The sequence below is a fragment of the Amycolatopsis azurea DSM 43854 genome, from assembly GCF_001995215.1.
Classification (GTDB): domain Bacteria; phylum Actinomycetota; class Actinomycetes; order Mycobacteriales; family Pseudonocardiaceae; genus Amycolatopsis; species Amycolatopsis azurea.
Map to the genome: position 1 here is coordinate 82,155 of NZ_MUXN01000026.1, position 13,925 is coordinate 96,079.

The 13,925-nt window shown below is 69.3% G+C and carries 9 protein-coding genes; 2 read left to right on the forward strand and 7 right to left on the reverse strand.

Annotated features, from left to right (window positions below):
* Positions 1–248 precede the first annotated feature (248 nt).
* A complete protein-coding gene (locus tag B0293_RS34360; RefSeq protein WP_209437322.1) occupies positions 249–1,199 on the forward strand; it encodes a hypothetical protein in 951 nt (316 codons plus the stop codon).
* Here the strand turns inward: B0293_RS34360 and B0293_RS34365 are convergent.
* On the reverse strand, positions 1,196–2,830 hold the full coding sequence (locus tag B0293_RS34365; protein WP_005162504.1) for an acyl-CoA synthetase: 1,635 nt from the start codon (positions 2,828–2,830) through the stop codon (positions 1,196–1,198). The two genes, B0293_RS34360 and B0293_RS34365, sit on opposite strands and share 4 nt — an antisense overlap.
* 148 nt (positions 2,831–2,978) lie before the next feature.
* On the opposite strand from B0293_RS34365, the gene B0293_RS34370 reads away from it, so the two are divergent.
* Entirely contained in the window at positions 2,979–4,685 is a 1,707-nt protein-coding gene (locus B0293_RS34370) for a bifunctional 3'-5' exonuclease/DNA polymerase (RefSeq protein ID WP_005162506.1), read from the forward strand.
* 443 nt (positions 4,686–5,128) lie between these two features.
* Here B0293_RS34370 and hrpA read toward each other — a convergent pair whose 3' ends face one another.
* The 6 genes from hrpA to B0293_RS34400 form a co-directional block, all read right to left on the reverse strand.
* The gene (gene hrpA / locus B0293_RS34375) at positions 5,129–8,962 is read right to left on the reverse strand and encodes an ATP-dependent RNA helicase HrpA (protein WP_245192022.1); all 3,834 of its coding nucleotides are present in this window, start codon (positions 8,960–8,962) and stop codon (positions 5,129–5,131) included.
* A gap of 123 nt (positions 8,963–9,085) precedes the next feature.
* Positions 9,086–10,249 (reverse strand): alpha-hydroxy-acid oxidizing protein, encoded by a 1,164-nt coding sequence (locus B0293_RS34380; RefSeq protein ID WP_005162512.1) that lies wholly within the window; start codon positions 10,247–10,249, stop codon positions 9,086–9,088.
* Between the two features lie 14 nt (positions 10,250–10,263).
* Entirely contained in the window at positions 10,264–11,481 is a 1,218-nt protein-coding gene (locus tag B0293_RS34385) for a cation:proton antiporter (RefSeq protein WP_005162515.1), read from the reverse strand.
* A gap of 40 nt (positions 11,482–11,521) precedes the next feature.
* The gene (locus B0293_RS34390) at positions 11,522–11,833 is read right to left on the reverse strand and encodes a hypothetical protein (protein ID WP_005162518.1); all 312 of its coding nucleotides are present in this window, start codon (positions 11,831–11,833) and stop codon (positions 11,522–11,524) included.
* A gap of 49 nt (positions 11,834–11,882) precedes the next feature.
* Complete coding sequence (locus B0293_RS34395) at positions 11,883–12,443, reverse strand: GNAT family N-acetyltransferase (RefSeq protein WP_005162521.1); 561 nt, start codon at positions 12,441–12,443, stop codon at positions 11,883–11,885.
* Entirely contained in the window at positions 12,440–13,915 is a 1,476-nt protein-coding gene (locus B0293_RS34400) for an APC family permease (protein WP_005162524.1), read from the reverse strand. Before B0293_RS34400 ends, B0293_RS34395 begins: the two co-directional genes overlap by 4 nt.
* Between the last annotated feature and the right edge of the window lie 10 nt (positions 13,916–13,925).

Genomic DNA, 13,925 nt, shown 5'->3' on the forward strand with positions numbered 1-13,925 from the left:
TGCCGCGCCGTGCGGATCACCCGGGAGGATGATCGTTGCTGAGGCCATGCAAACCGGTGCGCCAGGTGGCGGGCAATGATTCACAGTTACCAGTACTAGGCCAAAAGGAGTAGTGACGCTCGTCCGGAAAGTCGTTTTCTCCTGGCAGAAGGCGCCCCTGGAGTGTTACCCCCGACTGATAAAGTTATTCGTGTTGTTATCAACCGGACGGTGTCAAGAAACGGCAGGCGGGGGCGGTCGGGCGACATATGGTGGCGGGGAGCACGGCGGACCGAGTGACCACGGACGATGAAGAGGAGCCGCGTACCGCGTTCGCCACCGCGTTGCGATCGGCCATCGCCACCAGCGGACTGAGTCTCGACCGTATCCAAGCGCGGCTTCTGGCTCGAGGCGCGTCGGTCAGCGTCACCGCATTGAGTTACTGGCAGTCCGGGAAACGCCAGCCCGAACGGCAGAGTTCGCTGTCCGCGGTCCGGGTCCTCGAGGAGGTCCTGGCGATTCCCGCCGGTTCACTGCTCAGCCTGCTGCCGCCGCCGCGGCCGCGTGGGGCGTCGTCACGCCGGAGCCGGGCCACCACCGAGCAGCCGCTGACCTTCCCACTCGAAGCGCTCCAGGCGCTGCTGGAGAAGGTCGGCGCGCCCAACGCGCTCGAACAACACCATCAGCTGAAACTGGTCGGCCTGCACGACCTGTGCGAGATCGCCGAGGACGGCGGGCAGCGCGCGGTGACCGCGCGGGCGGTGTTCCAGGCGGGCGCGGACGGGCAGGACCGCTGGCTGCTGGTCTACGCCCAGGGCGATCCCGAAGCCGGGCCGCCGGTGCTGAACACACTGCGCAACTGCCACGTCGGCCGCGCCGAAGTCGACGACGAGCACGGGCTCACCGTGGCCGAACTGCTCTTCGACCGGCCCATCGACCGCGGTGAGACGCACCTGATCGAGTACTCCCTGACCAACCCCGGGCCGCCGTACCCGGAGTGCCGGAACACGCATTACCGCGAGTTCCGGCGCCCCGTCCGCGAGTACCTGCTGGAGATCCGGTTCGATCCGGACACGATCCCCACCAAGTGCTGGCAGTACTCCCGGCAAGGAACCTCGCCGCTTGACCGGAAAGAACTCACCCTGGACCAAGGCAGCGGCGTCCACGCCGTCGCGCTCGACTTCGGCCCCGGGGTGTTCGGCATCGACTGGGAGTACTAGTGGAGCTTGTTCCGCAGCACCTTCCCGGTCGCGTTGCGCGGTAGTTCGTCGAGGAACTCCACGTCGCGCGGCACCTTGTAGCGGGCGAGGTTCGCCTTGACGTACTCGCGCACGCCGTCGACGTCCAGGTCCGACTTCTCGGCCCGCACGACGAACGCCTTCAGCCGCTGACCGAACTCGGGATCCTCGACGCCGACGACCGCGGCCTCGAGCACGTCCTCGCGTTCGACCAGCAGGTTCTCCACCTCGATCGGGAACACGTTCTCGCCGCCGGAGACGATCATCTCGTCGTCACGGCCGTCGATGAACAGCAGGCCGTCCTCGTCGAAGTGGCCGACGTCGCCGCTGGAGAGCAGGCCGTCGATGATCTCCTTGTTGCGCCCGTCGGTGTAGCCCTGGAAGCTCAGCCCGCTGCCGACGAACACCCGGCCGGTGACGTGCGGCTCGGTGATCTTGCCGCCCTTCTCGTCGTACAGCGCGACCTTGCAGCCCACCGGCGCGCGGCCGACCGTGCCCGGCGCCTTGCGCCAGTCCTCGGGGGTCGCGACCGTCGCGACCGCGACCTCGGTCGAGCCGTAGAGGTTGTGCACGACGTCGCCGAACGCGGCGGTCGCGCGGTTCCCGAGGTCCGGGGACAGCGCGGAGCCGGCGACGAAGATGATCCGCAAGCACGACGTGTCGTACTTGGCGCGGACCTCTTCGGGCAGGTCGACGATCCGCTGCAGCATCGTCGGCACGAGGACCAACGTGGTGCATCCGTTCTCCGCGACCCCGCGCAGCGTCTCCTCCGGCACGAACTTGCGCCGCATGACGACCTTCGAGCCGAGCGCGAAGGACAGGATGAACTGCGACAAGCCGGTGCCGTGGAACAGCGGCGCGCCCATGTAGGTCGCTTCGCCGGTGCGCAGCGGGATGCGGTCGAGGAACTGAGCGGAGGCGAGCGCGGAGGTGTGCGGCCGCGGCGCGCCCTTCGGCGTCCCGGTGGTGCCGCTGGTCAGCAGGATGAACCCGCCCGGTTTGGCGGGCGCGGGCCACGCGCGGTCGTCGGTGCTGGCCACCAGTTCGGTGACGACCGGGATGTCGCGGGGGCGCGCGGTGTCCGAATCGACCCACGCGAGGTAGTGGTCGACCTCGCCCTCGACCGCGTCCAGCAGGTCGGTGAACTCCTGGTCGTACACGAGCGCGGTGACACCTTCGCGCTTCGCGACGTCCGCGAGCTGCGGTTTGGCGAACCCGGTGTTCATCAGCAGCAGCTTCGCGCCGAGCTTGCCGGAGGCGAGCATCGTCAGCACGAGACCCCGGTGGTCGCGGCAGAGCGCGGCGATCACCGAACCGGGGCCGAGCCCGCGTTCGGACCACGCCCTGGCCAGCGCGTTCGACTGGGTGTCGAGCTGTTTGAAGGTCAGCGGGCCGAGCTCGTCGATGATGCCGGTCGCGGTCGGGTCCCGGCGGGCGGCGATCATGTTCGCCCCGGCGAACGGACCCCACTTCCGCACCATGACCAGCGAACGCAGGCCTTCGTCGACCCTCGGGATCGGGAGCAGGCCCGCTTGGCGCATCACGTCGATGCTGCGCACGGTCTCGGTCACCTTGCCCGCCACCAGGGTGGCGAGGCCGGTGGGGTTTCTCATCCGGGCACCTCCGTTGCTGCTGCGGCGAGACACCATGCCGACGGCGTTCGCGTACCGGCGGTATGGGTTGCTACTCGACAGTAGCCGACCGATAGCGCAGGCGCACTAGCCGTCTGGTGACAGAAATGTCGGTGGGAACCACCACAATGTGAGTGTGCAGGCGATCGCAGGTCAAGAGGAAGATGGCGACTTCGCGATCTCGATTTCCGGACAGCCGCCGCGGCTCGGGCTGAAGATCCCGGAGTTCGTGGACGAAGTACGGCGGGTGGAGGCCGAGCACTCGCCCCGGTGGGTGTTCCCGTCGGTCGAACAGGCGTATCCGGCGCTGATCAAGGCCGGCGTCCGGGTGCGGCGGTGTCACGACCTGGCACTGACCGAGGGGCTGCTGCTGGCGCACGAGGGCCGCCCCAAGGAGTCGCGAAGCCTGCGCGCGGCGCTGGCCAGGGCGAACGGCGAGGAACCGCCCGCCGACGAGCCGCCGCTGTGGGCCGAGGAGGACCAGCCGACGCTGTTCGAGACGCGCGGCCCTCGGCTGCCCTCCGGCGTCACGCTGGTCGACGCGGCACGCCGGGTGCTGGCCGAACAGGAGAAGCGGGTCGCGCTCACCGAGCATCCGGAGCGGCTCCGGCTGCTCTTCGCGGCCGAGTCGGCGAGCGCGCTGGCAGCCGCGGAGATGTCGGCCGACGGGCTGCCATGGCGGGCGGACCTGCACCTCGAACTACTGGCCGAGCAGCTCGGCCCCCGCGTCCCGGCCGGGCATCGGCCGAAGAAGCTGGTCGAACTGGCGGCGAAGATCAGCGAGGCGTTCGGCGGGCGCCCGGTCAACCCGGACGCCCCGGCCAGCGTCGTCCGCGCGCTCGGGCGGGAGGGCATCGAGGTCACGTCGGCCAGGAAGTACCTGCTGCGCGACATCGACCACCCCGCCGTCCCGCCGCTGCTGGAGTACAAGGAACTCTCGCGGCTGCATTCGGCCAACGGCTGGACCTGGCTCGACGAGTGGGTGCACGACGGCCGGTTCCGTCCGCACTACATCGTCGGCGGGGTCGTTTCCGGCCGCTGGGCGAGCCGGGGCGGGGGCGCGCTGCAGATCCCGAAGGTGCTGCGGACCTGCGTCCGGGCCGATCCGGGCTGGAAACTGGTGGTCGCCGACGCCGCTCAGCTGGAGCCGCGTGTGCTGACGGCGTTGTCCGGGGATCGCAAGCTGGCCGACGTCGCCGCGGCCACGGATCTGTACGCGAGCCTGGCCGAGGCCATGTTCTCCGGGGTGCGCCGCGTGCCGGTGCCCGCTTGGGACGACAGGGATGACCGGGACAGGGCGAAGATCGCGATGCTGTCGGCGATGTACGGCGGCACCTCGGGTGAGGCAGGACCGCTGCTGGCGTTGCTGCGGACCAGGTTCCCGGACGCGGTGTCCTATGTGGAGCGTGCCGCGCAGGCCGGTGAACGCGGTGAGCGCGTCCGCTCCCGGCTGGGCCGGACCTCCCCCGCCCCGTCGGAGGCCTGGCGCGCGCTGACCGGCGGCGTCGCGGAAGACGAGGCGGGCGAACTGAAGGCGCGCCAGGCGTCCCGCAACTGGGGCCGGTTCACCCGGAACTTCGTCGTGCAGGCGAGCGCGGCGGACATGACCGCGGTCCTGCTGGCGACCCTGCGCGGGAAGCTCCCCTCCCCCGCGCACCTGGTGTTCTTCCAGCACGACGAGGTCCTGGTGCACACCCCCGCCGAGTTCGCCGACGAGGTCTCGCAGTCCATTGTGGACAGCATGACCGAGGCGGCGCGGATGCTGTTCGGGACCGCCTGCCCGGTCCGGTTCCCGTTGCACATCGCCGCCGTGGACACCTACGCCGACGCGAAGTGAGCCGCATTTATTGGGGGGTAAGGCAAACGTGTCCTGTCGGGTGCCGAGCCTGGGTGGAGGGGACTTTCCCCTCATCGCACGCGCGGAAAGTCCCCTTCACCGCGGGTCTTGCGGTCCTCGTGGGTGCTGGAGTCCCGGAGGTGTCGCGAAAGCCACTTTCGGGACACTGAGCCAGGCGCAGAGGCGAGCGACCGAACACGCCATGTTTGACTTTCGTCTCAATAGAACAAGTCCTCTAAATGCGAGGGCCCTCCCGGCACAGGACGTTGCGAAAGCCACTTTCACAACATTGAAGGTTGCGAAAGTGGCTTTCGCAACGCCACCTGGGTGACGTGGGCACCCATGTCACCGTCGCGCCCGTCAAGTGAGCTGAAAGGGCGCTTTCGCCGCATGCGATGCGACGAAAGCGCCCTTCACCGCGTGAGATGCGGCGATGGGCCCCTTCAGCCCCCGGCGGCAGCGTCGTCGAGGGCCTTGATGACCCGCTTCAGCGAAACCGGGTGGGCGGTACCGAGCGTCTGGGCGAAGAAGCTGACCCGCAGCTCTTCGATCATCCACCGGATGTCCCGGAGTGCGGGGGACGAAGTGCCGGGCGGCAGCGCGTCCAGCGCGGACTGGTACTCGGTGCGGAGCCACGCGATGTCGCCGGTCCGCTGGATGTCGCGGGTCGGCTCGGTCGGGAGCTTCTCCAGCCGCCGTTCGATCCCCCGCAGGTACCGGACGACGTGCTTCAGCCTGTCCTGCCCGGTTTCGGTGACGAAGCCCTTGTGCACCAACCCGTCCAGCTGCGCCCGGATGTCGGCGAGCGAGTCCTTCGGGCCGCGGGTGTCGGCCAGCCGCGTCTCGACGTCGTTCGCCGCGCGCAGGATCTTCTCGACGTTGGTCAGCACGTCGAGCACTCCGGCGTTCAGCCCGGCGCGCACCTTTTCCAGCAGGACGGCGAAACCGGCCTCGTCCCAGCGTGGGCCGCCGTTGTCGGCCACGAGCTTGTCGACGGCGCAGTCGACGCAGTCTTCGAGCAGCGCCGCCACCGAACCGTGCGGATTCCGGTTCAGCACGAGCTTCGACGAGTTGCCGAGATTGCGGGTGATGAACTTCATCGGCGACGGGATGTTCAGCCGCAGCATCCGCCGCGTGCCCGCCCACATCGACTGTTCCTGCTGCCCCGGCGTGTCCAGCAGCCGCACCGCGACGGTGCCGCCCTCGTCGACCAGCGCCGGATACGCCTTGACGTCGTGCCCGCGCTGTTTGCTCGCGAACACCTTCGGCAGCTCGCCGAACGCGGGCGTCGTCAGGCCCTGGCGCTCGATGCTGTCCGCGGCCTTGGAGATCGTCGCGCGCACCTGGCCGCTCAGATCCCGTTTGAGCGCCTCGACGTCCTTGCCCTCGGACACCTTCTTGCCGCGGACGTCGACCACGCGGAAGGTCATCTTCAGATGCTCCGGGACCGCCGACAGCTGCCAGGCGTCGTCGGGGATCACCACCCCGCGCAGCGCTTCCAGCTCGTCGGCGGCGGCGTGCAGCAGCGGCCCGTCGGCCGGGCCGACCCGTGACAGCACCAGTTTCGCGTGGTCGGGCGCCGGCACGAAGTTGCGCCGGATCGCCTTGGGCAGCGACTTGATCAGCTGCATCACCAGTTCTTCGCGCAGGCCCGGGACCTGCCAGTCGAAGCCGTCCGCCGTGACCTGGTTCAGCACCGGCAGCGGGATGTGCACGGTGACGCCGTCCGCGTCCGCCCCCGGCTCGAACTGGTACGTGAGCTTGAAGGTCTGGCCGCCCTGCGTCCAGAAGTCGGGGTAGTCGGCCTCGCGTACGCCACCCGCGGTCTCGTTGATGAGCATCGTCTTCTCGAAGCTCAGCAGGTCGGGCTCGGTGTGCCGCGCCTTCTTCCACCAGCTGTCGAAATGCCGCGCGGAGACGACGTCGGCCGGGACGCGCTGGTCGTAGAACTCGAACAAGGTCTCGTCGTCGACCAGGATGTCGCGACGGCGGGCCCGGTTCTCCAGGTCCTCGACCTCGTCGAGCAGCGCCCGGTTCTCGCGGAAGAAGTGGTGCCGGGTCTCCCAGTCACCCTCGACCAGCGCGTGCCGGATGAACAGCTCGCGACTCAGCTCCGGGTCGATCCGGCCGTAGTTGACGCGGCGGTCGGCCACCAGCGGCACGCCGTACAGCGTCACCTTCTCCAGGGCCATCACCGCGCCCTGCTTGCGTTCCCAGTGCGGCTCGGAGTAGTTCCGCTTCACCACGTGCCCGGCGAGCGGTTCGACCCATTCCGGCTCGATCCGCGCGTTGACCCGGCCCCACAGGCGCGAGGTCTCGACCAGTTCGGCCGACATCACGAACCTCGGCTGCTTCTTGAACAGCGCGGACCCCGGGAACACCGAGAACCGCGCCCCGCGTGCGCCGAGGTAGTCACCCTTGGCCGGATCCTTGAGCCCCACGTGTGACAACAGCCCGGCGATCAGCGACGTGTGCACACGTTGCGGATCGGCCGGGCCGGTGGTGGTGAGGGTGATGCCGAGCGGTTTGGCCAGCTGACGCAGCTGGCTGAAGATGTCCTGCCATTCGCGGATGCGCAGGTAGTTCAGGTACTCGTTGCGGCACATCCGGCGGAACTGGTTGCTGGACAACGCCTTCTGCTGCTCGCTGACGTACTCCCACAGGTTCAGGTACGCCAGGAAGTCGGACGTCTTGTCCGCGAACCGCGCGTGCTGCTCGTCCGCCGCCTGCTGCTTCTCCGCCGGCCGCTCGCGCGGGTCCTGAATGGACAGTGCGGCGGCGATGATCATCACTTCGCGGACACAACCGTTGCGCGAGGCCTCCAGCACCATCCGCGCCATCCGCGGGTCGACCGGGAGCAGCGCGAGCTTGCGGCCGGTTTCGGTGAGCTTCTTGCCGTCCGACATCTCGAAAGCGCCGAGTTCCTGGAGCAGCTGGACGCCGTCGGTGACTTGGCGGCGGTCCGGCGGCTCGACGAACGGGAAAGCCGCGATGTCGCCGAGGCCGAGCGAGGTCATCTGCAGGATGACCGACGCGAGGTTGGTCCGCAGGATCTCCGGATCGGTGAACTCGGGCCGAGCGTCGAAGTCGTCCTCGGAGTACAGCCGGACGCAGATACCGTCGGAGGTCCGGCCGCAGCGGCCCTTGCGCTGGTTCGCCGACGCCTGCGAGACCGGCTCGATCGGCAGCCGCTGGACCTTGGTGCGGTGGCTGTAGCGCGAGATCCGGGCGGTGCCGGGGTCCACGACGTACTTGATGCCCGGCACGGTCAGCGACGTCTCGGCGACGTTGGTGGCGAGCACGACCCGGCGCCCGGTGTGCCGCTGGAACACCCGATGCTGGTCCGACGACGAGAGCCGCGCGTACAGCGGCAGGATCTCGGTGTTCTTGAGGTCCTGTTTGGACAGCGCGTCGGCGGCGTCGCGGATCTCCCGCTCGCCGGAGAGGAACACCAGGATGTCGCCGGGGCCCTCGTGCTGGAGTTCGTCGACGGCGTCGCAGATGGCCTGCGTCTGGTCGCGGTCCTGGTCGGCGTCCGGATCGTCGGGGTCGATGATCGGCCGGTAGCGGACCTCGACCGGATACGTCCGGCCGGAGACCTCGACGATCGGCGCGTCGCCGAAGTGCTTGGAGAACCGTTCCGGGTCGATCGTCGCCGAGGTGATGATCACCTTGAGGTCGGGACGGCGCGGCAGGAGCTGTTTGACGTAGCCGAGGATGAAGTCGATGTTGAGACTGCGCTCGTGCGCCTCGTCGATGATCAGCGTGTCGTACTGCCGCAGCATTCGGTCGGTCTGGATCTCGGCCAGCAGGATGCCGTCGGTCATCAGCTTGACCAGCGTGTCCTGACCGGACTGGTCGGTGAACCGGACCTTGTAGCCGACGGCCTCGCCGAGTTCGGTGTTCAGCTCGGACGCGATGCGGTCGGCGACCGTGCGCGCCGCCAGCCGTCTCGGCTGTGTGTGCCCGATCTGGCCCCGGATCCCGCGACCGAGTTCGAGGCAGATCTTCGGCAGCTGGGTCGTCTTCCCGGACCCGGTCTCGCCCGCGACGATCACCACCTGGTGGTCGCGGATGGCGTCGGCGATCTCGTCCTTGCGCTGGCTGACCGGCAGCTCTTCGGGATAGGAGATCTTCGGGACGCCGTCACGGCGGCGGGTGACCCGCAGCTCCGCGGCCTCGATGTCGGCCTCGATCTGCGCGGTGATCGACTCGGCGTTCCGCGCTTTCCGGGCACCGTCGAGCCGGCGCCGGAGGCGGTGCTCGTCGCGCGACATCAATTCGGGCAGGCGAGCGCGCAGGGCGCCGAGCGGGGAAGGGTGAGCAGCCATGACCGGCACCAGGATAGCCGTGCGTGACGAGCGGGGCCTCCGAATATGCCGGAGACGACACCTCGCTGGTCAGGAGTGCCGGAGGGAGGCCGGGGTGAGGTCGGCCAGGGTGCGGTGCCCGGACAGGCCCATGGTCAGGTCGAGGTCGGCGAGCAGGCTCCGCAGCACATGCCGGACGCCGTCCTCCCCCGCGTGCGCCAGGCCGTAGACCCAGGGCCGCCCCACCAGCACGGCCTTCGCCCCGAGCGCGAGCGCCTTGGCGATGTCGGCGCCGGTGCGGATCCCGGAGTCGAACAGGACCTCCAGCCGGTCGCCGACCGCGGCCACGATCTCCGGGAGCACGTCGAGCGAGGCGACGGCGCCGTCGACCTGACGGCCGCCGTGGTTGGACACGACGATCCCGTCCATCCCGGCCTCGACGGCACGGCGCGCGTCGTCTGCGTGCTGGATGCCCTTGAGCACGATCGGCCCGTCCCAGTGCTCGCGCAGGAACGGCAGCCGGTCCCAGGTGCTGTCGGTACCGGTGATCATCGAGATCCAGCGCAGGATCGCGGTGGGCGCGTCCTCCTCCGGCGTCTTCTCCAGCAGGCCGCGGAACACCGGGTCGCTCAGCGGGACACCGAGCCCTTCGCCCTTGATGAACGGCAGGTAGGCGTGGTCGAGGTCGTTCGGGCGCCAGGCGAGGGTCCACGTGTCGAGCGTGACGACGAGGGTGGTGAAGCCCGCGGCCTTCGCCCTGGCCAGGATGCTGGCGCAGACGTCGTTGTCGGTCGGCCAGTACAGCTGGAACCAGCGCGGCCCCTCGCCGCTGGCCTCGGCGACGTCCTCGATGCTCGTGGAGGACGCCGTCGACATGACGTAGGGCAGGCCGATCGACGCCGCCGCGCGAGCGGCCGCCGGTTCGGCTCCCTCGTGCACGATCGACTGGACGCCGACCGGCGCCAGCAGCACCGGCGCCGGCATCGGCGTCCCGAGGACGGTCGTCGACAGATCGCGTTCGGTGGCGCCGGTGAGCATCCTGGGCACCAGGCGCCAGCGGTCGAACGCCTCCCGGTTGGCCCGGGCGGTGGCGCCCGAACCGGCCGCCCCCGCGACGTACCAGAACGGCCCGGGCTCCAGGATCTCCCGCGCCGACTCCTCCAGCTTCGTGGCGTCGGTGGAGCACGGCGGGAAGGTCCCGCCGAGCCCCTGCAGGTAGATCTCGTTCTGGTAGCCGCCGAACCGCTCGGTCACCCCGGGCCTCCTCGTCACGTCACCGGTGCCGGCTCTTCGCGGTCCCGGGTGGTCGAATCCTTCCGGACGATACTCGCCGGTAGCAACCAGGTGAGTTTCTCCGAGCGGATGACCGCGACTGGACCGATCACGGCCAGCAGCAGGACGTAGCCCGCGACGAACGGCGCGACCCGCGAATCGAGCCCGGCCGCGGTCGCCATCGCGGCGAGCACGAGCGAGAACTCGCCGCGGGTGAGCACGGTCAGCCCGATGTTCACCCCGGCCTGGCGGCCGAACCCGTTCAGCCGCGCGGCCAGCGCGCCCGCGCCCAGGTTCAGCACGATCGTCAGCGCCACCGCGATCAGCACCGGCACGACCACCGAACCGACCGCGTTCGGGTCGATGCTGAGCCCGAAGATGAAGAAGAACAGCGCGCCGAACGCGTCCCGCAACGGGAGCACCAGCTTGTGGATGCGCGGCGCGACCTTCGACCCGCCGAGCATCATGCCGACCATGAACGCGCCGATGGCGTCGGACACCCCGACCTCTTCGGCGACGGCGGCACCCATGACGGCGACACCGACGAAGCAGACGGTCAGCAGTTCGTCGTCGGCCGAGCCGAACAGTTTCGACACCACCCGGCCGCCCCAGCGGGCGAGCGCGACCATCACGATCAGGAACAGGAACGCCTTGCCGAAGTCGGCGGCCGCCGTGGCGAAGCTCCCGGCGCCGGACAGCACCGGTTGCAGCAACGCCAGGTACAGCGCGAGGAAGATGTCCTCGATCACGATGATGCCCATGATCAGCCGGGATTCGGGGTTGTTCATCCGGCGGGATTCGAGCAGGAGTTTGGTGACGATCGCCGACGACGAGATGCCGATGGCACCGGCGATGACCAGCGCTTCCCGGGTTCCCCAGCCGAGCAGGAAGCCGAAGGCGAGCCCGCCGCCGATGTTGAGGATCAGGTAGATCAGCCCGGACCAGACGAGTTTGCGCCCGCCTTTGGCGAGGTCGTCGAGGGAGAACTCGAGGCCGAGGTAGAACAGGAGGAAGACGAGGCCGAGCCCGGCGAGGACACCGAGTTCCTTGGGATCGTCCACAAGGGACAGTCCGGGGGTGTTGGGGCCGAAGACGAATCCGGCCAGCATGAACAGGGGGATCGTGGGCAGCCCGATGCGGGCGCCGGCTCTGGCGATGACACCGGCGGCGAGGAACGCCCCGCCGACGGCCAGCAGGGCATGACCGGAACTCATGGAGACCTCCGATGGTGGCTGATGCGGGATGAGGACCGGATCAGCGCGGAGGCGCCCGCGCGGGGGCCTGTGGCACCGCGCGGGTGATGACGACGGGTTCGCCCTGTTCAGGGACGGGACCGGTGTCAGGGAGGTCGACGATCGCCGTTTCGGCGGGCACGTCGGCCAGGGGAACGGCTTGGCCGCCGTGGAAGGCGGGCAGCGGATGGGTCGCGAAGACGGCGACGGGGTCTTCCTTCGCCGATCGGCCGTGCCCATGGGGAACGGTCGGCGTGACGAAGGCGAAGACGAGCAAGATCAGCAGGAAGAAGACGGAACGGTGCCGTGTCGCGGGGGCACGGTTCGTCGTCATCTACCGCCGACTTTACCAGTCCTTTATAGACAAATCGACGAGAGATCTGTCACGGTTCGCGCCACATGGGCAGCATCGGCGGCCCGCCCTCCACCGCGAAAGCCGGGCCGTGGTCACGGAAACCCAGCCGCCGGTACAACTTCGCGCTCTCCGGGCTGCTCGCTTCCAGATACGCGGGCACGGTGCCGTTGCGGTCGAGTCCGTGCCGCAGCAGCCACCCGCCGATCCCCTGCCGTTGCACGCTCTTGCGGACACCGATGAACTGAGCGTGGTGGTACTCACCGGAGGGAGCGCGTTCGGTCATCAACTCGAACAGCGCCGCGAGCCTGCCCAGTTCTTCCCCGGTGAGCCCGGCGAACGCGTCGCCGTCGATGTCCTCCTCGCCGCTGGGCGTCCACAGGACGGCGGCGGACAGGTCGCCGGTGACGTCGATGCTGCCACCCGCGGCCAGGGTTCCGCGCACGATCGCCCGATGGAAGATCGTCAGCGCCGCCGGGCGACGTTCCTCATCGGGGAAGACCCACACGCTGACCGGGTCGTCGTGGAAGGCCTCGGTCAGCACGTCGACCACGATGTCCATTTCGGACAGTTCGGCTGAGCGCACGATCATCGTCCCGCCCGGAGCTTCGCGGGTTCTTCGTCTTCACCTTCGAGCGGACCGCCGATCGCGTCGTACGTGTCGGGATCCCGCGTCCGCAACACTTCCGCGCGCAGGAACCCGGCCAACGCCGCGATGAGCACGAGCCCGGGCAGTCCCCACCGCAGCAGGAAGTTGCCCGCCGGGCCGAGCAGCAGGTCGAAGTTGAGCAGGATCAGCGCGAGGACGGCCGACAGCGCGAGGATCGCCAGCCCCGGCGCCATCCACCGGCGCCAGGCGTTTTCGACCTGACGGCGGCGTTTGAAAAAGCCGATCACCGAAAGCGAGACGGCGATCATGATCACCACGACCCCGGTCGACGCCGTCGTGCCGAGCCAGGTGAACAGTTCGGTCACCGGGTCGCGGCCCGCGATCGCGAACAGGGAGACGACGACGAGCGCGAGCGCGGTCTGCGTGAGCGAACCGGCGGCGGGCGCGCCCGTGCGTTTGCTCGTCTTGGCCAGGGAGCGCGGCAGCAGCCCTTCCCTGCCCAGTGCGAAGAAGTAGCGCGCGACGGCGTTGTGGAAGCTCAGCAGCGCCGCGCACTGGCCGGTCACGAACAGGGTGTACGCGACATTGGAGAACGTCTCGCCGAGATGCCTGCCCGCCAGGTTGAACAGCAGATCCGGCCCCTGGGCGGCCGCGGTGGTGACGATGACGTCGGGCCCGGCGCCCACGGCCAGCGCGAGCGACGAAACGACGTAGAGCACCGCGGTGAGCCCGATCGCGGCGAACGTCGCCCGGCCGACCGTGCGGCTGGGCTCACGCGTCTCCTCGCCGTAGGTCGCCGCGCCCTCGAAACCGATGAAAGCCGCGGCGGAGAAGGCGAACACCGCGCCGACACCGGTGGTGAACAGGCTCGACGGCTCCAGGGGAACCCAGGAAACGCTGCCACCGGCGGGATTCGCGAACAACGCGACATCGACGATCGCGACGACGGCGACTTCGAGGCACAGCGCTACCCCGAGCACCTTGGCGTTGAGGTCGACCCGCAGCACGCCGAGCGCACCGACGACCAGCACCATCACCAGCGCGCACAGCCACCACGGCGGCGGGGAGCCGGTGAGCGTGCCGAGCCAGGTCGACACCGACCAGCCGAACAGGCCGTAGATGCTGATCTGGATGGCGTTGTAGGAGACCAGCGTGACGAACGCGATGCCGGCGCCGGTCGATTTGCCGACGCCGTTGGCCACGTAGGGATAGAAGGCGCCCGCGTTGGTGATGTAGCGGCTCATCGCCGCGTACCCGACCGCGAACAGCCCCAGGATCGGAGCGAGCAGGAGGAACGACAGCGGGACACCGATACTGCCGGTGACCGCGTAGTTCGTCGGGACCCCGCCCGCGATGGCGAAGAGCGGGCCCGCCGCCGCCACCACGAAGAAGACGATCTGAGCGGCTCCGAGCCGCCGTTGGCCGAGACCGCGCCGCGGTCTGTGCGTACCCATGAACCGTCCC

What these genes read in the sequence shown, in the direction of transcription:
- B0293_RS34400 (WP_005162524.1), bottom strand. Translation starts at nt 13,915, where the DNA reads ATGGGTACGCACAGACCGCGGCGCGGTCTCGGCCAACGGCGGCTCGGA.
- B0293_RS34390 (WP_005162518.1), bottom strand. Translation starts at nt 11,833, where the DNA reads ATGACGACGAACCGTGCCCCCGCGACACGGCACCGTTCCGTCTTCTTC.
- hrpA (WP_245192022.1), bottom strand. Translation starts at nt 8,962, where the DNA reads ATGTCGCGCGACGAGCACCGCCTCCGGCGCCGGCTCGACGGTGCCCGG.
- B0293_RS34360 (WP_209437322.1), top strand. Translation starts at nt 249, where the DNA reads ATGGTGGCGGGGAGCACGGCGGACCGAGTGACCACGGACGATGAAGAG.
- B0293_RS34385 (WP_005162515.1), bottom strand. Translation starts at nt 11,481, where the DNA reads ATGAGTTCCGGTCATGCCCTGCTGGCCGTCGGCGGGGCGTTCCTCGCC.
- B0293_RS34395 (WP_005162521.1), bottom strand. Translation starts at nt 12,443, where the DNA reads ATGATCGTGCGCTCAGCCGAACTGTCCGAAATGGACATCGTGGTCGAC.
- B0293_RS34365 (WP_005162504.1), bottom strand. Translation starts at nt 2,830, where the DNA reads ATGAGAAACCCCACCGGCCTCGCCACCCTGGTGGCGGGCAAGGTGACC.